Below are 17,956 nucleotides of genomic sequence, written 5' to 3' on the forward strand. Positions count from 1 at the left end.
CCAGCGGTAGGGCCGCACCTGCCCGTCCAGGGGTGCGCCGGGCGGTCGCCCATCACGGCGAGCGCTTCACCGGGCCCGCCGGCGAATCCCGCCGGTCCGGCGTACCCCGCCGCGCCGACGACCACGGTGTCCGGCCGGCGCGGCGGGAGAACGGAGTCCGGCCGGGCGGCGCCGTCAGCCGCCGGCGCCCGCCCGGAGCCGGTCGGTGAGCCGCGGGTCGCACGCCAGCCGGTAGCCGCGCTTGACGACGGTCTCCACGATGCCGGGGCGGCCGAGACCGCGCCGCAGCCGCGCCACGGCCATCTCCACCGCGTGCTCGTCGGCCTGCGGCCGCGCCTCCCGCGGCCGGGTCTCCCGCGCCCACCCGTCCCTGGGCCCGGTGCCGCCCGCGACGAGCCGGCTCGGCAGGACGCCGGACAGCTCCGCCCGCGACACCACGTGCCCGGGACGCCGCGCGAGCGCCCGCAGGATCGCCATCGGCGCCGGCGCGATCGGCCGCAGCTGCCCGTCCAGGACGACGGCGTGGCCGCGCAGCTCCAGCGAGAACCCGTGCACCGACAGCCGCCGCGACCGGCGCCTCGGCAGGTCCGACACCAGGGCCCGCACGAGCGCGCCGAGCCTGGCCCGTTCCGGCTGGACCGTCGGGACGCCGTGGCCGGTGAGCGCCTGCGCGGTGACGGGCCCGACGCACGCCGCCACCACCTGGCCGCGCATGGCCTCCAGCAGCGCCTCCTCCAGCCCGTCCTCGGCGGCGACGGCCAGCGTCGCGGCCACCGCCGGCGCGCTGGTGAACGTGATCGCGTCGACCGTGCCGGCGACGGCCTGGCCGACGAGCCGGCGCAGCGGCGTGGAGTCCTCGGTCCGCGACCACCGGTACACCGGGATCTCGATCACCTCGGCGCCCGCGGCGCGCAGCGCCCCCGTCAGCTCCGGCTGCCGCTCCCCGTACAGCTGGACGGCCACCCGAGCGCCGGCCAGGTCCTTCTCCAGCAGATGCCGGGTCACCTCCGCGCACTCCTCCGACTCCGGCGACCAGACCTCCCGCAGGCCCGCCGACCGGATCGCGCCGCGCGCCTTCGGGCCGCGCGCCACGATGCCGCTCGCGGCCAGCCGGGCGACGAGGGCGTCCCGCATCCCCCACCCGTCGGCCGCCTCCAGCCAGGCCCGGAACCCGATCCCGGTGGTGACGACGACGTGGTCGAGGCCGCCCCCGGCGCACGCCCGGGTGGCCTCCAGCAGCTCGGCGTCGTCGGCGAGCGGGGCCAGGCGGATCGCCGGGGCGAGCACGACCCGGGCCCCGCGCCGTTCCAGGAGCGTCGCGAGCTCCTCGTGGCGGCGGGCCGCGGTCACGCCGACGGCGAACCCGGCCAGCGGCTCACTGCCGGTGCTCATCGGGGAGCGCCACCTCCACCCGGTCGCCGGCGCGGCGGACCGGGAACGCCGGCAGCGCCACCCGGGGATCGTCCAGGCACGCCCCGGTCCGCAGGTCGAACACCTGCTTGTACATGGGGGACGCGACGGTCGGTGCGCCGTCCCGGGTGCCGAGGATCCCCCGCGACAGCACGTAGGCGCCGCTGAACGGGTCGAGGTTCGACAGCGCGTACAGGGCGCCGTCGAAGACCCGGAAGATCGCCACCTGCGTCCCGTCGACCATCGCGCAGGCGCCGCGCTCGGGAGTCAGGTCGGCGTAGGAGCAGATGTCGAACCAGCGGGCCGCGCCGGGCCGGGCCGCGGGCCGTGCCGCCGGGCCTCTGGTGATCGTCGCTTCGTGTGTCGTGGTCATGCGCGGCAACCTCCTGGCGGGAACTGGGCGCCGGGACCACTGCCGTCCGCGCGTGAAATCCGCGTCCGCGCGGCCCCGACGTTCATGCACCGATCCTCGGCAGGGGCCGTTTCGCGGTTGGGTCCCCTTTGTCACCGGCGTGTTAAAAGGCGCTCACGCCTCGGGCGGGGCCGCCGGTTCGAGGCGGACGGCGCAGACCTTGAACTCCGGCATCCGCGACACCGGGTCGAGGGCCGGGTTGGTGAGCAGGTTCGCGCGGCCCTCCCCGGCCCAGTGGAACGGGACGAAGACGGTGTCGGGGCGGATGGCGTCGGTGAGCCGCGCCCGGACGGTCGCCGTCCCGCGGCGGCTGCGCACCCGCACCTCGCCGCCGTCCTCGATGCCGAGCCGTTCCGCGAGGTCGGGATGCAGCTCGGCGAACGGCCCGGGCGCGGCCTCGGCCAGCGCGGCGACCCGCCTGGTCTGCGCACCCGACTGGTACTGCGCGAGGACGCGGCCCGTGATCAGGTAGACGGGGTAGCCGCCGTCGACGTCCTCGTCGGGGCCGCGATGCTCGGCCGGGACGAACCGGGCCCGCCCGTCCGGTGTCGGGAAGCGGTCGAGGTAGGGCCTCGGGGTGCCCGGATGGTCCTCCGACGGGCAGGGCCAGAACACCCCGCCCTCCGCCTCGATCCGCTCGTAGGTGATGCCGGAGTAGTCGGCGATCCCGCCCGCGGCGGCGCGGCGCAGCTCGCCGAACACCTCCGCCGGGTCGGTGCTCCACTCCCCCGGCGCCTTCAGACGCTCGGCGAGCGCACCGATGATCTCCAGGTCGGTGCGGACGCCGTCCGGCGGCGTGACGGCCCGGCGGCGGCGCAGCACCCGGCCCTCCAGGTTCGTCATCGTCCCGGACTCCTCGGCCCACTGCGCGGCGGGCAGCAGCACGTCGGCGCGCCGCGCGGTCTCCGAGGGCACGAAGTCGGCCACCACCAGCAGGTCGAGGGCATCGAGCCGCTCCTCCACGGACGCGGCGCGGGGCGCCGACACCACCGGGTTCGACCCGAACAGCAGCAGCGCCTTCGGCCCGCCGGCGGTGCCGAGCGCCGACAGCAGCTCGTACGCCGAACGTCCCGGCCCCGGCAGGGACTCCGGGTCCACGCCCCACACCCCCGCGACGTGCGCACGCGCCGCCGGGTCGTCGATCCTGCGGTAGCCGGGGAGCTGATCGGCCTTCTGCCCGTGCTCGCGTCCGCCCTGCCCGTTGCCCTGCCCGGTCAGGCATCCGTAGCCCGAGCCCGCACGGCCCGGCAGCCCGAGCGCGAGCGCGACGTTGATGAACGCGCCGACCATGTCGGTGCCCCGGGCGTGCTGCTCGGCGCCCCGCGCGGTCAGGACGTGCGCGCGATCGGCGCGGGCCAGCAGCCGGACCGCCTCCCGCATCTGCGGGACGGGCACACCGGTGATCCTCTCGACCCGGTCCGGCCAGTAGGCGTTCACGACCGTCCGGACGGCGTCGAACCCGGTGGTCCGGGCGGCGATGTAGTCGCCGTCGGTCAGTCCCTCGCCGATCAGCAGGTGCAGCAGCCCGTTGGCGAGGGCGATGTCGGTGCCGGGCGTGGGCTGCAGGTGCAGGTCGGCCTGGCGGGCCGTGGCGGTGCGGCGCGGGTCCACGACGATGAGGGCGCCTCCGCCGTCGCGCATCTCGGTCAGGTGCCGCATGAACGGCGGCATCGTCTCGGCCGGGTTCCCGCCGGCGAGCAGCACGGCCCCGGACGCCGCCAGATCCGTGACGGGGCCGGGCAGCCCGCGGTCCATCCCGAACGCCCGGCCGGACGCCGCCGCGGCCGACGCCATGCAGAACCGCCCGTTGTAGTCGATCTGCGACGTGCCGAGCGCCACGCGGGCGAACTTGCCGAGCTGGTACGCCTTCTCGTTCGTCAGACCGCCGCCGCCGAACACCGCGACGGCGTCCGGCCCGTGCAGCGCCCGGAGCCGCGCCACCTCCGCGGCGACGCGGTCGAGCGCCTCGTCCCACGTGCAGGGCTCCAGCGGCGCGTCGCGGTCGCGGCGCATCATCGGCGTGGTCAGCCGGTCCGGGACGGTGAGCAGCTCCGCGGCCGTCCAGCCCTTCTGGCACAGCCCGCCGCGATTGGCGGGCACGTCGTCGCGGGGCGTCACCCGGATCGCGGCGCCGCTCGTCCCGGTGCCGCCGGTTTCCGTGCCGTCCCGGCTGAGGGTCATGCCGCATTGCAATGCGCAGTACGGGCAGTGCGCAGGAGTCCCGATCATGCACCGAGAATCGGCGGGCGCCGTTTCGGCGGCGAGTCCCCGGTGTGACTCCAGCGTTAAATGGCGTTCACGCCGCGCGTTCGCCGAGGCCAGAGCGCCCGCTCGGGCCACCGCCGCCCGGCGCCCGCACGGACGCTCCGGCCTTGACGGTCGCGGGTCAAGCGTTGTTGATCCCAGTCATGGCCCTTTCGTCGCCATTTACCCGGTTATCGAACGGATTCATGGCGGCACGGCGGTCACGTGGACGGATGCGGCCCCGCCGCCGCCCGCCCCGGACCACCGCGCGATGATCACACCTAATCTCGGTACATGCCCGACCTTGCTTACTACGCCTCACTGCCGCGCTCCCGCGGCGCCGCGGCGGCGCTCCTCCTGGACGACCTCGGGCGGGTCCTGCTGGTCAAACCCACCTACAGCGAGGGCTGGTACCTGCCCGGCGGGGTCATCGAGACCGACGAGTCCCCCCTGTCGGCCTGCGTGCGCGAATGCGAGGAGGAGCTCGGCCTCGTCCCCCGCCTGAACGGCCTGGCCTGCGTCGACTGGGGTTCACCGCGCGCCGACGGCGTCGACTCCGTCAACGTGTTCGTCTTCGGCGGCACGATCACCGGCGCGGAGATCGCCGCGATCCGGCTGCCGCCCGACGAACTGTCCGACCACATCCTCGTGGCGCCGGAGAAGATCCCCGAGCTGGCGCCGCCGCACGTGGCACGCCGCATGGACCCCAGCCTGCGGGCCATGGCCGCGGGCCGCGCCGTCTACCTCGAAGACGGCCGCGAACAACCCTTCGGCGTCCCGCCCGGCTGAGCCGCCGGCGCGGCCCGATTCACCCGCCCGTAGGGGCCGCGCTACGCGGGCACGGCGTCCCTGGCCTGCCGCCCGCGCTCGGGATCGGCCGCGCGGGCGCAGTGCGCGCAGCAGTAGAAATGGCCGTCCACGTCGATGCCGTGCCCCATGATCCGGCACTGGCAGTTCTCGCACACCGGCGCCATCCGGGTGATCGCGCACTCGAACGAGTCGAACGTGTGCACCGCGCCCTGCGCGTGCACCTCGAACGCCATGCCGTAGTCGTTGCCGCAGACCTCGCAGGTCGCCATCGCTCCGTCTCCGTTCCCCCGCCGCCCTCGCGGTCACTCCCTACCCGGGCCGGTCCGGGTCACCCCTGCCTCACAGCCGGCGGAGACACGCTGTGCGGCGGAGTTTTCACCCACGTATGACCGCTCACACAGCGGCGAAACCCGGCGCTCCTACGGTCGTGCCGCCCACCGACCCGGAAAGAGAGAGCCGATGACCGTCACCACCCGAGCCGCCCGCCGCGACCGCGCCCGTCCGCCGAAGGGCCGCCGGATCGACGACTGGCGGCCCGAGGACCCCGCCTTCTGGACGGCCGGCGGCGCGCGCATCGCCCGGCGCAACCTCGTCCTGTCGATCCTCACCGAGCACATCGGCTTCTCGGTGTGGACGCTGTGGTCGGTGCTCGTGCTGTTCCTCGGCCCCGCCTACGGCATCGACGCGGCCGGCAAGTTCACCCTGACCGCCGTCCCGGCGCTGATCGGGGCCGCGCTGCGGATCCCCTACACCCTCGCCGTCGCCCGGTTCGGCGGCCGCAACTGGACGATCTTCAGCACGGCCCTGCTGCTCGTCCCCGCGGTCCTCGCGGCGTTCCTCATCGAGCCCGGCGTCTCGTTCACCACCCTGCTGGTCCTGTCGGCCGTCGCCGGCGTCGGCGGCGGCAACTTCGCATCCTCGATGGCCAACATCAACGCGTTCTACCCCCAGCGGCTCAAGGGCCGGGCCCTCGGCGTCAACGCGGGCGGCGGCAACCTCGGCGTCGCGGTCGTGCAGCTCGCCGGGCTCCTCGTCCTCGCCACCGCCGGAAAGGACCACCCCGGGCTCGTCGCCGGCGTCTACATCCCGCTCATCGTCCTCGCCGCCCTCGGCGCCGCCCGCTACATGGACAACCTGACCCAGGCCCGCAACGACCGGCACGCGATGCGGGACGTCTGCAAGGACGCCCACACCTGGATCATGTCGGTGCTCTACATCGGCACCTTCGGATCGTTCATCGGGTTCGGCTTCGCGTTCGGGCAGGTCCTGCAGGTGCAGTTCGCCGCCGACTTCGACACCCCGGTCAAGGCCGCGTACCTGACGTTCCTCGGCCCCGCACTCGGCTCCCTCCTGCGCCCCGCCGGCGGGTGGCTCGCCGACCGGCTCGGCGGCGCCGCCGTCACCTTCTGGACGTTCGCCGCGATGGCCGCCGCGGCGGGCCTGGTGCTGACCGCCTCGCTGCGCGGGTCGCTGCCGCTGTTCCTCACCGGGTTCGTCCTGCTGTTCGCGTTCAGCGGCGTCGGCAACGGCTCCACCTACAAGATGATCCCGGCGATCTTCCGGGCGAAGGCGCAGCGCGGTGCCGCCCGCGGCGGCGACCCGGCCGCCGCCGCCGAGCACGAGGCCCGCAGGCTCGCCGGCGCGCTCATCGGCATCGCGGGCGCCGTCGGCGCGTTCGGCGGCGTCCTGGTCAACATCGCCTTCCGGCAGTCGTTCCAGGCCTACGGCACCGGCGACGGCGCCTACCTCGCGTTCATCGCCTTCTACGCCGTGTGCTGCGCCCTCACCTGGATGGCCTACCTGCGGACCCGCCCGGGGAGGCCGGCGGGCGTCTGACGTCCCGCACCGCCTGCGCCGGTCGGCCCGCGCGCCGCCCCCGCGTCCGGCCGGGCCCCTCCGCGGGTTCCGGCCCCGCGGGGTCCGGCCACCGCGGCGACCGGCCCGAGGCGCGCAGCACCGACTCCCACGCGTCCCCCGGCGCCAGCGGCAGGTGCGGGACGCCCCAGTGCCACGCCGACACCAGCAGATCGGAGTCGCGCGGCTGGTACCGCTCCCCCACGGCGCGCGCCATGTCCCAGGCGTGCAGATGCCATTCCACGCAGGCCGCGCCCGCGTGGTCGCCGACGGTGTACTTGGTGCCCCGGTAGATCAGATGCGTCCGGTCCCACATGTCCGGCATCAGGTCGGCGTACGCGCCGGCCGACACCCCGAACGCCATGATCCGGTCCGGCCCCGGATCGGGCGGCAGCACCGCCAGCTCGGCCGCGTTCTGCCGCGCCTGCTGCCTGATCAGGACCGCCGCCGCCGTGTCCCGCGCGAACAGCGTGGCCAGCCGGCTGTCGGGCGCGTCCTGCAGGTACTCCAGGAAGTTCTCGGCGACGCACCGCAGATGCCCGGCCAGATCGATCAGCCGCCAGTCGGCGCAGGGCGTCGGGACGTCCCAGTCGCCGGCCTTCTCCGCCAGCGCACGGATCGCCCGCACCCCGTCCTGGTAGGACTCGAGTACGCGGTGCCGGTCCGGCGGCGTGCGCTCCACGTGACTTCCCCCCGCGTCCAGAGCACCGTGTGCCCTCTCCGCCGGGACGCGGCCTCGCGCCCGTCGCGGCAGGCGACGTGCGGCACGGGCCTCCCCCGGCGTTCCCCGAGAGGGCAGACTCTCAAAGTTCGGTGGCCTGTGCCACCCGGTCACGCTGTGTCGTCACACGTCGGAGACGGCTCAGACGATCACGGTGGGCCGCGTCCGGAAGCTGAGCCGGTGCGCCTCGCGGGCCGTGCGCAGCCGGTCGACCTCGTCGGTCCACGGGGCCACCGCCGGGCGCGCCTTGGCCTTGCGGTAGGCGATCTCCGCCGCGCGGCGCGTCCGGGCGTCCTGCGACTCGGCCGCGTACACCTTCGGTCCCATCGCGGCCCGCTCGGACGCCTCGGCGGCGGCGAGCACGGACGTCATCGCCTTGTCGAACGCCACCGTCAGCTCCCGCAGCATCGGCTCGGGCGCGTCCTGGCCCTGCGCGTCCCGCAGCGCCCGCTCCGCCTCGCCGGCCGCCGCCAGCCGCGCCTCGTACTCGGCGGCCAGCCGCTGGTCGGCCTCGTGCAGTTCCGCGACGTCCTTGCTCACCCGGCGCCCCAGCGGCATGGTGGTACTCCCTCAACGGTCTTCGAATCCGGTCGGGGCCAGCGTACGCGGGCCTGCGGCGTGTCGCGGCGGTGGACACCCGGCTTCGGCCCTTTACACAGTAAGGTCGGTGCTCATGGTCAGGCAGCCCAGCATCAACGCCCAGCACCGCACGCCGCTGTCCACCGAGCGGATCATCGAGGCGGCCCTGCGGATCGTCGACGGCCAGGGACTCGGCCGGCTCACCATGCGCCGGCTCGGCGACGCGCTGGAGGTCGAGGCGATGGCGATCTACCACCACCTCCCCCGCGGCAAGGAGCAACTCCTGGACGGCCTCGTCGCGCACGTCGCGTCCGCCCCCCTGCACGCGGACGGCGCGGCGTCCGGGACATGGCGGGACGTCCTGCGCGCGTGGGCCGCCGACTACCGGGGCCGGCTGCTCGCGCACGCCGGCGTGCTGCCCCTCGTCGTCACCCGCCGCAACCCCGCCGCGCTCACCGCCACGGTCGCGTCACTGCGCGAGGTCCTCCGCCGCGGCGGCGTCGCGGAGGACACGGCGGCGGTCGCCGCGCACACCCTCCTCGGCTACGTGATCGGCCACGCCGCCCTGGAGGTGCGGGACACCATGGAGGACGGCGCGGACCGCCCGGTCGACTGGGACGCCCGCTTCACCGCCGGCCTCGACCTCGTCATCGGCGGCGCGGGCTAGCCGCCCGCCGCCCGTTCAGTCCTCCACCACGAGGACCTCCAGGTGGCAGGGGCCGTGAACGCCCTCCACCCGGACCATCTCGATGCCGTCGGTGGCGGAGGGACCGCTGATCCACGTCAGCGGACGCGCCGGGTCCAGCCGCCCGACCGCCTCCGGGACCGTTCCCGCGATCTGGTCGGCGTGCACCACGCACAGGTGGTAGCCGGGGACGAGGGACAGCACCCGCCGCCCCTGCGCGCGGCCGCCGTCCAGGACGACCGTGCCCGTCTGCGCCACCGCCGCCGCGCAGCCGGTGACCACGCCGTCCACGGCGGCGAGGGTGCCGAGGTCCACCGCCGGGGTGTCGGCCAGCGCCCGGACGCCGTCCAGCTCCGCCAGCCACCCGAACGGCAGGTCCGCCGGGACGACGATCTCCTTGACCTCCCGTCCCCACAGCGCGGCGGCCACCGCGGTGCCCAGCTCGTCCGCGCTCACATGCCGCACCGCCGCCCGGTTGTCGGCGAGCCGCTCGGTGAACAGCGCGACGACGTCCGCCCTCGCCGCGGCCTCCGCCTCGGGCAGCCGGCGTGCGTAGCCGCGCGGCACCGGCGGACGCGCGCCGCCCGCCCCGCCGAGCGCCTCCCGCACCCGCCGCAGCACCTCCGCCCGCGACCCGGCGCCGCCGCCCGCGGTCACCGCCGCCTCCGCGTACCGGCCGTCACGGCCGCGTCCACGCCGTCACGGCCGCCTCCGCGTCCACCAGGCGCGGAAGCTCTCGGCCGGCGGCGCGGGCAGGTCGCGGGCCTCCGTCCACGCCCCGAGCAGGCCCGGCAGGCGGCGGATCCGCCCGCCGCGCGACAGCAGCCGCGCCCACCGTGCGCCGCGCCGCACCGCCGTCTCGTGGCGGCGCGGGTCGCCCATCGTCCACGCGAGGCCGCGCATCAGCACCAGCTCGGGCGTCGGGACGGGACGCCTGCGGCGCGACTCGACCACCTTCCCTCGCAGATGGACCAGCACGTCCGGAATGTCGATCTTCACCGGGCACACGTCGGCGCAGGCGCCGCAGAGCGTGGACGCGTACGGCAGCGACGCATCGGCGGCGCGCTCCACACCGCGCATCTGCGGGGTGAGGATCGCGCCGATCGGCCCCGGGTAGACCGGCCCGTACGCCTGACCGCCCGTCCGCTCGTAGACGGGGCAGACGTTCATGCAGGCCGAGCAGCGGATGCAGCGCAGCGCCGCGCGTCCGACCTCGTCGGCGAGGGCCTTGGTGCGGCCGTTGTCGAGCAGCACGAGGTGGAACTCGCGCGGCCCGTCGCCCGGCGTCACCCCCGTCCACGTCGAAACGTACGGGGTCATCCGGTCACCCGATGACGAACGCGGCAGAAGCTGGAGGAACACCTCCATGTCCGCCCAGGTCGGGACGACCTTGTCGATCCCGGCGACGGAGATCAGCGTCTCGGGAAGCGTGAGGCACATCCGCGCGTTGCCCTCGGACTCCAGCACCACGGCCGTCCCCGTCTCCGCCACCAGGAAGTTCGCGCCGGTGACCCCGACGCGGGCGCGCAGGAACCCGTCGCGGAGGTGGGCGCGGGCGGCGGCGGCCAGCGCCGCGGGGTCGTCGGACGGGCCGGGCCCGGCGGCGGGCACCTCCCGCCGGAACAGCTCCCTGATCTCCGCACGGTCGCGGTGGATCGCCGGCGACAGCAGGTGCGAAGGCCGGTCCCCGCCGAGCTGGACGACCATGTCGGCGAAGGCGGTCTCGCGGGCCGCGACGCCCATGCGGGCCAGCGCGTCGTTCAGGCCGATCTCCCGCGTGGTCGCGGAGGAGGCCTTCACGACCTCCTCCGCGCCGGCCGCCCGCACCAGGCCGGTGACGATCCGGCGCGCCTCGGCCGCGTCCACCGCCCAGTGGACGACGCCGCCCGCCTCGGTCACCGCCCGCTCCAGCTCCGCCAGGTGGAGGTCGAGGTCGAGGAGCGTCCCGTCCCGGACGGCACGCCCGGCCTCGCGCAGTTCCTCCCAGTCGGCGGGCTCCTCGGCCGCGGCGGCCTCCCGCTCCCTGACGGCCGCGGTCGCGCCGCGCAGGTTGCGGCGCAGCCGGGTGTCGGCCAGCGCGGACCGCGCCGCGGCGGCGAACTTCGGCGCCGGCGGCGGAACCGGCCCGCCCGTCCCGGCGGAGGACGGGGGCGTCCGCGGGACGGGGCCCGTCACGCCGGCCCCGTCTCGGCGAGGATCTCGGCCAGGTGCATGGTGCGGACGCCGCCGCGCAGCCGCGACAGCGCGCCGCCGATGTGGGCCAGGCAGGAGTTGTCGACCGCGCACACCACGTCGGCGCCCGTGCCGCGGATGTGCCCGACCTTGTCGGCGACCATCGCGACCGACACGTCCGCGTTCTTCATCGCGAAGGCGCCCCCGAACCCGCAGCACTCCGCCGCCGCGGGCAGTTCCACCAGGTCGAGGCCCTTGACGGCGCGCAGCAGCCGCAGCGGCCGGTCGCCCACGCCGAGCGTGCGGGCGGACTGGCAGGACGGGTGGTAGGTGACCCGGTGCGGGAAGTAGGCGCCGACGTCGGTGACGCCGAGGACGTCGACGAGGAACTCCGTCAGCTCGCAGACGGTGAGGGCCTCGGCGGCGCGGGCCAGGCCCGGGTCGCGGGACGCCCGCGCGATCCGCGGGTAGGCGTCGCGGACGGTGGCCGCGCAGGACGCGGACGCGGCGACCACGACCTCGGTGCCCTCGAACGCGGCCGTGTACGCGCGGGCGAGGCCGGCGGCCTCGCGGTGGTAGCCGGACGTCCAGTGGATCTGGCCGCAGCACGTCTGCCCCGGCGGGTACACGACCTCGTGCCCCAGCCGTTCCAGCAGGACGGTCACGGCCTTCGCGGTGCCGGGGAACAGCGCGTCGTCGAAGCAGGCGACGGACAGCGCGACCCGCACCGGCCTCACTCCCCCCACGCCTCGCAAAGCCGTTCCCGCCGAACATCGTAGGGGTTTCCGCTCCCCGACGGCGTGTCGTTCTTCATCCGTCACGTGCGGGAGGGACGCTGTGCCTGGCACCCCGGGGTGAGACGGGTCACAGCGCTCCGGTACCCCGGTACCAAACGACAACCGTCCCAACGGGCTATAGCCGGTCATGGCGAACCGTTCCACACTGGGGTGCGTCAATTAGAGAAAGCACCACGACCGACCAGTAGTTGAGACCGGAGGCACCACGATGTGCCCGCACCAGCCGCCCTGTCCCGCACACACTGCACCCGACCGCGACGCCGCCCGGACGCTGATCTCGCACCCCGAGCAGGGGTGGAGCCTGCTGTGCAACGGCGTCGTGCTCTTCGAGGACACCGGTGAGCTGCTGCCCGACGGGGGAATCATCGCACCGCACCGGCCGACGGACCTGCAGGCTCCGTCCGCCGCTTGAACGGGGTCTCCACGGGGGACTAGTTCGAACGGATGATCATCCTCGGGGGCACGGCCACCTGCCCGGAGTCTCCGGGCCCGCACGGGGCCCGGAGCAGATCCGCCACTACTCCCGGCCGCCCGTCCGCACCGGACGGGCCGCCCATCTCCGCAACCACGGCTCCGCCGCCCTCCCGGCCGCGGCGGGGTCCCGGTTCAGATCGTGCCGCTCCCCCGCCAGCACCGCGACATGCGCCGCGTCCGCCGCGTCCGGAACACCGAACGGGTCACGGTCGCCGTTGACGACGAGGACCTCCACCCCCGCCGAACGCAGCTCCTCCACCCGGGTCTTCTCCGGGTTGCGCGGCGGGCGGAGCGGGAAGGCCAGCGCCACGACGCCCGCCGCACCGGCGGGCGCCGCCGTCCGGCACACCACCCGGGCGCCGTTGCTCCGCCCGCCCTGGATCAGAGGGACGTCCCCGAACCCGTCCCGGACCACGCCGACGATCTCCAGCCACGCCTCGTCCTGCTTCGCCGCGGGGCCCGGTGCGCGGCGCCCGGCGAGCCGGAACGGCTGCGTCACCCGCGCGACGGCGCCTCCCAGGCCGAGCGCGGTCTCCCGGACGGCCAGCAGGTCGGGCGCGTCCACTCCCCCGTTCGACCCGTGCGTCAGCACCAGCAGGAACGGCGGATCGGCCGCCTCGTCCAGCGTCACCTCCGCCGGCCCGTGCACCGTCACGATCTCCATGCGGCTCACCGTAGCCGCCCGCGGGACGATCACTGCGGCAGACTGTCCCCATGGAGAAGATGACCGACGAAGAGTGGCGCGACTTCGTCTCCGAGGGCACCCGCACCGGCAAGGCGGGCGTCACCCGCAAGGACGGAACACCGCACGTCACGCCGGTCTGGTTCGTCCTCGACGGCGACGACGTGCTGTTCAACACCGGCCGCGACACCGTCAAGGGCCGTAGCCTGGCCCGCGACCCGCGCGTCTCGATCTGCGTGGACGACCAGACGCCGCCGTTCTCCTACGTGCTGCTCCAGGCCGAGGCGTCCCTCGTCGAGGACCTCGGCGAGATGCGCCGCTGGGCCACCGTCATCGGCCGCCGCTACATGGGCGCGGAACGCGCCGAGGAGTTCGGGGCCCGCAACGCCGTCCCCACCGAGTACCTCGTCCGCGCCCGCATCACCAAGGTGGTCGCCGAACGCGCCATCGCGGACTGACGGGTTCAGGCGTCGGGCCAGCCGGGGACGGGCGTGCCCGTCGCGAGGCGGAGCCGCTCGGCGAAGCTCTCGTGCAGCAGCGGACCCCACGCGTAGTCGCTCGGGACCCGCACCGCCTTTCCGAGCACCTCGTGCGTCTCGCCCGGCCGCCGCTCGGCCGGGCCGTCGGCGTACCGGACGCCGAGCAGCGCGTACATGTGGTCGAGGGCGCCGAAGGCCTCACCGGTGAGCGCGGGGAGCGTCCCGTCCGACGCCGCCTGCTCCAGGACCGGCTCCCACCACAGGTCGGCGGGTTCGCCGTCCTCCTCGCCGTCGCCGAAGTCGCGGCGCAGCCGCGCCCGGACCTGCCCCGCGGTGCCCGGGTCGGCCAGGCCCCGCCGCCACACCTCGCCCGCCTCGGCGGCGCGTCCCCGCAGCGGCAGCGTCCGCGCCAGCAGCTCGGTGGCCAGCGGCCCCACCTCCGGGTCGGGCGGCTCCTCCCCCAGCGCCGCGCCGAACGCGCCGATCGCCTGATCGAGGTAGGAGATGCCGAGCGCCACGGCGAGCCGCGCGTAGGCGTACGGGGCGGTGGCCCGGTCGATCAGCCTGAGCCCGGCGGCGAGGATCCGCTGGGCCCGCGCGGGATCGCCGCGTTCCAGCAGCCGCTGGGCCAGGTCGTGCGCGGCGGGCGGCCCGTACTCGGCGTCACCGGTCCCGATCACCGCCTCCCAGTGCTCGCGGGCCTCGTCGAACTCGCCGGCGTCGTCGGCGATCCGGGCGAGCGCCAGGTGGGCGGGCGGAAGGTAGGCGGCGTTGCCGAAGTCGACCACGACCCGCCAGGCGGGCGCCGCCCGGCCGTGCTCACCGGCCCGCTCGTGCGTGAGGGCCAGATGGTAGGCGGCGCGCGGCCCGTACTCGGGATCCCCGGTGGCGATCGCGGCGCGGTCCGCCTCCCGCGCCCCCTCCACGTCACCGGAGTCGTCGAGGACGACGGCCAGCCCCAGCGCGGCCTGCGCCCGCCAGGGCGTCTCACCGAGCGCGAGCACCCTCTCGAACAGCGGCGCCGCCCTCTCCGCCGCACCGTTCTCGGCGAGGTTCCGCGCCTCCTCGCACAACTGCGCCGGGTCGTCGGACACACGCTCCGGTGACTCGCTCATCGATCTGCCCTCTGGGGGTCGGGGTCGCCGGAAAAGCCTAGCGATCCGGCCCTTCCACGTCTCGCGGCGACACCCTGAACCTCACCAAGATCACGAATTGTGCCCCCGCTTCCGGGCTCAGTCCTCGAAGGCGTCCGGGGGCGGGCAGGAGCAGACGAGGTTGCGGTCGCCGTACGCCTGGTCGATGCGGCGGACGGGCGGCCAGTACTTGTCGTCGCGCAGGGCGGGGACGGGGTAGGCGGCCTCCTGGCGGGTGTAGGCGTGCTTCCAGTCGTCGGAGATGAGGCAGGCGGCGGTGTGCGGGGCGTTCTTGAGGGGGTTGTCCTCGCGGTCGTAGCCGCCGTCGGCGACCCGCTGGATCTCGCGGCGGATCTCGATCATGGCGTCGCAGAACCGGTCGAGCTCGGCGAGGTCCTCGGACTCGGTCGGCTCGATCATCAGGGTTCCGGCGACGGGGAACGACAGGGTCGGGGCGTGGAAGCCGTAGTCGATGAGGCGCTTGGCGACGTCCTCGGCGGTGATCCCGGTCTCCTTCGTGATCTTCCGGAGGTCGGCGATGCACTCGTGGGCGACGAGGCCGTTGCGGCCGGTGTACAGGATCGGGTAGTGCGGCGCGAGGCGGGCGGCGAGGTAGTTGGCGCCGACGATCGCACCCTCGGTGGCGGCGCGCAGGCCGTCCGGGCCCATCATCGCGATGTACGCCCAGGAGATCGGCAGGATGCCCGCCGAGCCCCACGGCGCCGCGGAGATCGGGCCGACGCCCGTCTCGGGGCCCGCCTCGGCGCGGAGCGGGTGGTTCGGCAGGAACGGGGCCAGGTGCTCGCGGACGCCGATCGGCCCGACGCCGGGGCCGCCGCCGCCGTGCGGGATGCAGAACGTCTTGTGCAGGTTGAGGTGCGAGACGTCCGACCCGAACTCGCCGGGACGGGCCAGGCCGACGAGCGCGTTGAGGTTGGCGCCGTCCACGTAGACCTGGCCGCCGGCCTCGTGCACGGCCGCGCACACGTCGGTGATCGTCTCCTCGAAGACGCCGTGCGTGGACGGGTAGGTCACCATGATCGCGGCGAGCCGGTCGCCGTGCCGGCCGATCTTGGCGTGCAGGTCGTCGAGGGCGACGTTGCCGCCTTCGTCGCACTTGACGACGACGACGCGCATCCCGGCCATGACGGCGCTGGCGGCGTTGGTGCCGTGCGCGGACGACGGGATCAGGCACACGTCCCGGTGCCGCTCGCCGCGGGATGCGTGGTAGCCGCGGATGGCGAGCAGGCCGGCCAGCTCGCCCTGCGAGCCGGCGTTCGGCTGGACGGAGACTTCGGCGTACCCGGTGATCTCGGCGAGCGCGCGCTCCAGTTCGCCGATCAGCTCGACGTAGCCGGCGGCCTGGTCGACGGGGGCGAACGGGTGGATGTCCGCGAACTCCGGCCAGGTGATCGGCTCCATCTCGGCGGTGGCGTTCAGCTTCATCGTGCAGGAACCGAGCGGGATCATGGAGCGGTCGAGGGCGATGTCCTTGTCCTGGAGTCTGCGCAGGTAGCGCAGCATCGCGGTCTCGGAGCGGTGCGCGTGGAAGACCGGGTGGGTCAGGTAGGGGCTCTCGCGGCGCAGCCCGTCCGGGAGCGCCTCGGCCGCCTCGGCGGCGCCGGCGGCCGGGACGCCGAACGCCTCCAGGACGGCGGTGACGTGCCGGGGCAGCGTCGTCTCGTCGCAGGCGATCCCGACGTGGTCGGCGCCGGCGGGACGCAGGTTGATCCCGCGCTCGCGGGCCGCGGCGACGACCTCCGCGGCGCGGCCGGGGACGCGGGCGAGGACGGTGTCGAAGAACGCGTCGTGGACGATCTCCACGCCGCCGCCGCGCAGCCCCGCGGCGATCTCCGCGGCGCGGCGGTGCGTCCGCTGGGCGATCGCGGCGAGTCCCTCCGGCCCGTGGTAGACGGCGTACATGCTCGCCATGACGGCGAGGAGGACCTGCGCGGTGCAGATGTTGCTGGTGGCCTTCTCGCGCCGGATGTGCTGCTCGCGGGTCTGCAGCGCCAGCCGGTGCGCGGGGGCGCCGCCGGCGTCGACGGACACGCCGACGAGCCGTCCGGGGAGCTGCCGCTGGATCCCCTCGCCGACCGCCATGTAGCCGGCGTGCGGGCCGCCGAAGCCGTACGGGACGCCGAACCGCTGCGTCGAGCCCACGGCGATGTCGGCGCCGGACTCGCCCGGCGGGCGCAGCAGCGTCAGCGCGAGCAGGTCGGCGGCGACGACGACCCTGGCGCCGCGGTCGTGCGCCTGGCCGATGACCGGCTCCAGGTCGCGGACGGCGCCGGACGCGCCCGGGTACTGCAGCAGCACGCCGAAGAAGTCCCCCTCGGGAAGCCCGCCGGCCAGGTCGGCGGTGACCACCTCGATGCCGAGCGGGACGGCCCGCGTCCGCACGACGTCGATCGTCTGCGGGAGGGCGTCGGCGTCGACCAGGAACGTCCCTGGGTCCTTGCGCCTGGAGACGCGGTGGGCGAGGGCCATCGCCTCTGCGGCGGCGGTTCCCTCGTCCAGCATGGACGCGTTCGCGACCGGCAGGCCCGTCAGGTCGGCGACCACGGTCTGGAAGTTCAGCAGGGCCTCAAGGCGCCCCTGGGATATCTCCGGCTGGTAGGGGGTGTAGGCGGTGTACCAGCCGGGGTTCTCCATGACGTTGCGCAGGATGACGGCCGGGGTGACCGTGCCGTGGTAGCCGAGGCCGATCATGGACGTCAGGACGGTGTTGCGGGCGGCGAGCTCGCGCAGCCGTTCCAGCGCGGCGGGCTCGCTCAGCGCGGGCGGCAGGTCCAGCGGCCTGGACGTGCGGATCGCGGCGGGCACCGCGTCGTCGATGAGGGCCTCGATGCCGGAGTAGCCGATCACGGCGAGCATCCGGGCCTGGTCGGCGGCGGAGGGGCCGACATGCCGGTCGGCGAACGTGGAACGGGGGTGCTGCGGCGAGGCCACGGGGGCGAAGAACTGGGCGGTCATGGAGAGCCTCCTGGCTGCTGCGATGCTCAGATCCGCCGCCGGCGCGGGGCCGGCGGCCGGTCTCCCCCTCTGTCATCGGCACCTGAGAGCTTCACCCGCGCGGCGGGGTTTCCCCTTCGGTGAGACGCCCTTCCCCGCGTGCGGGGACCGACGCCTGCTTTCCAGAGGTGCCTCGCCCAGCGGTCCTTTTGCCTGAGAGGTTCCGGGGAGGTTGCCCCTTCGGCGCCCCACGCTGGCGGCGTGGGGTCTCTCCCGCACAGGGTCGACGGCATGTCCTCGACAAACCCTACCCAAAGCCGCGGCCCGGGATCGGCCCTCCCCGGCCCGGCGCGAGCGACCGGCGGCATCCCGCCTTACCAATGAGTAGGATATGGAGGTCTGACCTGGGAGGTAACGGGCCTCGGGGCCTCGGGACGCGAGATGGGGCTGCCGGTGCACACACGACGGCCGGACGGCCGCCGGCCGCTCGACGGCGCGCCGCCGGTTCTGGGACGCTGATCGCGATGACGGATGGTCAGGGCGGCGGTA

Annotated in this window: 17 protein-coding genes and 2 riboswitches; of the genes, 5 read left to right on the forward strand and 12 right to left on the reverse strand. The window is 74.9% G+C overall.

Annotation, left to right across the window (positions count from 1 at the left end; translation table 11 throughout):
• Positions 1-174: 174 nt before the first annotated feature.
• The 3 genes from ACGFIS_RS25325 to ACGFIS_RS25335 all read right to left on the reverse strand — a co-directional run bounded on the left by ACGFIS_RS25325 (position 175) and on the right by ACGFIS_RS25335 (position 4,051).
• The gene (locus ACGFIS_RS25325; RefSeq protein ID WP_392906566.1) at positions 175-1,392 is read right to left on the reverse strand and encodes a uroporphyrinogen-III synthase; all 1,218 of its coding nucleotides are present in this window, start codon (positions 1,390-1,392) and stop codon (positions 175-177) included.
• Positions 1,376-1,783, reverse strand: a complete 408-nt coding sequence (nirD, locus tag ACGFIS_RS25330) for a nitrite reductase small subunit NirD (RefSeq protein ID WP_392906568.1) — start codon at positions 1,781-1,783, stop codon at positions 1,376-1,378. The genes ACGFIS_RS25325 and nirD overlap by 17 nt, the downstream gene beginning before the upstream one ends.
• A gap of 153 nt (positions 1,784-1,936) precedes the next feature.
• Entirely contained in the window at positions 1,937-4,051 is a 2,115-nt protein-coding gene (locus ACGFIS_RS25335; protein WP_392972765.1) for a molybdopterin oxidoreductase family protein, read from the reverse strand.
• Positions 4,052-4,360: 309 nt separating this feature from the next.
• Between ACGFIS_RS25335 and ACGFIS_RS25340 the strand changes: the two genes are divergently transcribed.
• Positions 4,361-4,855, forward strand: a complete 495-nt coding sequence (locus ACGFIS_RS25340; protein ID WP_392972767.1) for an NUDIX domain-containing protein — start codon at positions 4,361-4,363, stop codon at positions 4,853-4,855.
• Between the two features lie 41 nt (positions 4,856-4,896).
• On the opposite strand, the gene ACGFIS_RS25345 is transcribed toward ACGFIS_RS25340, so the two are convergent.
• Positions 4,897-5,145, reverse strand: coding sequence for a hypothetical protein (locus ACGFIS_RS25345; protein WP_392906574.1), 249 nt, complete (start codon positions 5,143-5,145; stop codon positions 4,897-4,899).
• Positions 5,146-5,335: 190 nt separating this feature from the next.
• On the opposite strand from ACGFIS_RS25345, the gene ACGFIS_RS25350 reads away from it, so the two are divergent.
• Positions 5,336-6,712, forward strand: a complete 1,377-nt coding sequence (locus ACGFIS_RS25350) for a nitrate/nitrite transporter (RefSeq protein WP_392972769.1) — start codon at positions 5,336-5,338, stop codon at positions 6,710-6,712.
• Here ACGFIS_RS25350 and ACGFIS_RS25355 read toward each other — a convergent pair.
• On the reverse strand, positions 6,660-7,412 hold the full coding sequence (locus ACGFIS_RS25355) for a maleylpyruvate isomerase N-terminal domain-containing protein (protein ID WP_392906578.1): 753 nt from the start codon (positions 7,410-7,412) through the stop codon (positions 6,660-6,662). The genes ACGFIS_RS25350 and ACGFIS_RS25355 overlap by 53 nt on opposite strands.
• A 180-nt stretch (positions 7,413-7,592) precedes the next feature.
• On the reverse strand, positions 7,593-8,009 hold the full coding sequence (locus ACGFIS_RS25360) for a plectin (protein WP_392906580.1): 417 nt from the start codon (positions 8,007-8,009) through the stop codon (positions 7,593-7,595).
• A 115-nt stretch (positions 8,010-8,124) separates the two neighbouring features.
• On the opposite strand from ACGFIS_RS25360, the gene ACGFIS_RS25365 reads away from it, so the two are divergent.
• Positions 8,125-8,697: a TetR/AcrR family transcriptional regulator C-terminal domain-containing protein gene (locus ACGFIS_RS25365; protein ID WP_392906582.1), complete on the forward strand. Its 573-nt coding sequence runs from the start codon at positions 8,125-8,127 to the stop codon at positions 8,695-8,697.
• 15 nt (positions 8,698-8,712) lie between these two features.
• On the opposite strand, the gene ACGFIS_RS25370 is transcribed toward ACGFIS_RS25365, so the two are convergent.
• The 3 genes from ACGFIS_RS25370 to ACGFIS_RS25380 form a co-directional block, all read right to left on the reverse strand.
• Positions 8,713-9,372, reverse strand: a complete 660-nt coding sequence (locus ACGFIS_RS25370; protein WP_392972771.1) for a lactate utilization protein C — start codon at positions 9,370-9,372, stop codon at positions 8,713-8,715.
• A gap of 42 nt (positions 9,373-9,414) precedes the next feature.
• Positions 9,415-10,791 (reverse strand): lactate utilization protein B, encoded by a 1,377-nt coding sequence (locus ACGFIS_RS25375; protein ID WP_392906951.1) that lies wholly within the window; start codon positions 10,789-10,791, stop codon positions 9,415-9,417.
• A 95-nt stretch (positions 10,792-10,886) separates the two neighbouring features.
• Complete coding sequence (locus ACGFIS_RS25380; RefSeq protein WP_392906586.1) at positions 10,887-11,615, reverse strand: (Fe-S)-binding protein; 729 nt, start codon at positions 11,613-11,615, stop codon at positions 10,887-10,889.
• A 277-nt stretch (positions 11,616-11,892) separates the two neighbouring features.
• Between ACGFIS_RS25380 and ACGFIS_RS25385 the strand changes: the two genes are divergently transcribed.
• A complete protein-coding gene (locus ACGFIS_RS25385) occupies positions 11,893-12,096 on the forward strand; it encodes a DUF5999 family protein (RefSeq protein ID WP_392906588.1) in 204 nt (67 codons plus the stop codon).
• 105 nt (positions 12,097-12,201) lie between these two features.
• Here the strand turns inward: ACGFIS_RS25385 and ACGFIS_RS25390 are convergent, their stop codons facing one another.
• Positions 12,202-12,822 (reverse strand): alpha/beta family hydrolase, encoded by a 621-nt coding sequence (locus ACGFIS_RS25390; protein WP_392906590.1) that lies wholly within the window; start codon positions 12,820-12,822, stop codon positions 12,202-12,204.
• Positions 12,823-12,872: 50 nt separating this feature from the next.
• Here ACGFIS_RS25390 and ACGFIS_RS25395 point away from each other — a divergent pair, with 50 nt between their 5' ends.
• Positions 12,873-13,298 (forward strand): PPOX class F420-dependent oxidoreductase, encoded by a 426-nt coding sequence (locus ACGFIS_RS25395; protein WP_392906592.1) that lies wholly within the window; start codon positions 12,873-12,875, stop codon positions 13,296-13,298.
• Positions 13,299-13,303: 5 nt separating this feature from the next.
• Here ACGFIS_RS25395 and ACGFIS_RS25400 read toward each other — a convergent pair whose 3' ends face one another.
• Complete coding sequence (locus ACGFIS_RS25400; protein WP_392972773.1) at positions 13,304-14,434, reverse strand: tetratricopeptide repeat protein; 1,131 nt, start codon at positions 14,432-14,434, stop codon at positions 13,304-13,306.
• Between the two features lie 117 nt (positions 14,435-14,551).
• Positions 14,552-17,428 carry an aminomethyl-transferring glycine dehydrogenase gene (gcvP, locus tag ACGFIS_RS25405; RefSeq protein WP_392906595.1) on the reverse strand — a complete coding sequence of 959 codons (2,877 nt, stop codon included), beginning with the start codon at positions 17,426-17,428 and terminating at the stop codon, positions 14,552-14,554.
• A gap of 62 nt (positions 17,429-17,490) precedes the next feature.
• Positions 17,491-17,598, reverse strand: a riboswitch (glycine riboswitch).
• Positions 17,599-17,693, reverse strand: a riboswitch (glycine riboswitch).
• Between the last annotated feature and the right edge of the window lie 263 nt (positions 17,694-17,956).

The organism is Spirillospora sp. NPDC048824 (assembly GCF_043198455.1).
Lineage (GTDB): Bacteria > Actinomycetota > Actinomycetes > Streptosporangiales > Streptosporangiaceae > Spirillospora.

What these genes read in the sequence shown, in the direction of transcription:
- ACGFIS_RS25365 (WP_392906582.1), top strand. Translation starts at nt 8,125, where the DNA reads ATGGTCAGGCAGCCCAGCATCAACGCCCAGCACCGCACGCCGCTGTCC.
- nirD (WP_392906568.1), bottom strand. Translation starts at nt 1,783, where the DNA reads ATGACCACGACACACGAAGCGACGATCACCAGAGGCCCGGCGGCACGG.
- ACGFIS_RS25335 (WP_392972765.1), bottom strand. Translation starts at nt 4,051, where the DNA reads ATGATCGGGACTCCTGCGCACTGCCCGTACTGCGCATTGCAATGCGGC.
- ACGFIS_RS25345 (WP_392906574.1), bottom strand. Translation starts at nt 5,145, where the DNA reads ATGGCGACCTGCGAGGTCTGCGGCAACGACTACGGCATGGCGTTCGAG.
- ACGFIS_RS25390 (WP_392906590.1), bottom strand. Translation starts at nt 12,822, where the DNA reads ATGGAGATCGTGACGGTGCACGGGCCGGCGGAGGTGACGCTGGACGAG.
- ACGFIS_RS25400 (WP_392972773.1), bottom strand. Translation starts at nt 14,434, where the DNA reads ATGAGCGAGTCACCGGAGCGTGTGTCCGACGACCCGGCGCAGTTGTGC.
- ACGFIS_RS25385 (WP_392906588.1), top strand. Translation starts at nt 11,893, where the DNA reads ATGTGCCCGCACCAGCCGCCCTGTCCCGCACACACTGCACCCGACCGC.
- ACGFIS_RS25360 (WP_392906580.1), bottom strand. Translation starts at nt 8,009, where the DNA reads ATGCCGCTGGGGCGCCGGGTGAGCAAGGACGTCGCGGAACTGCACGAG.
- ACGFIS_RS25395 (WP_392906592.1), top strand. Translation starts at nt 12,873, where the DNA reads ATGGAGAAGATGACCGACGAAGAGTGGCGCGACTTCGTCTCCGAGGGC.
- ACGFIS_RS25325 (WP_392906566.1), bottom strand. Translation starts at nt 1,392, where the DNA reads ATGAGCACCGGCAGTGAGCCGCTGGCCGGGTTCGCCGTCGGCGTGACC.
- ACGFIS_RS25350 (WP_392972769.1), top strand. Translation starts at nt 5,336, where the DNA reads ATGACCGTCACCACCCGAGCCGCCCGCCGCGACCGCGCCCGTCCGCCG.
- ACGFIS_RS25340 (WP_392972767.1), top strand. Translation starts at nt 4,361, where the DNA reads ATGCCCGACCTTGCTTACTACGCCTCACTGCCGCGCTCCCGCGGCGCC.
- gcvP (WP_392906595.1), bottom strand. Translation starts at nt 17,428, where the DNA reads ATGACCGCCCAGTTCTTCGCCCCCGTGGCCTCGCCGCAGCACCCCCGT.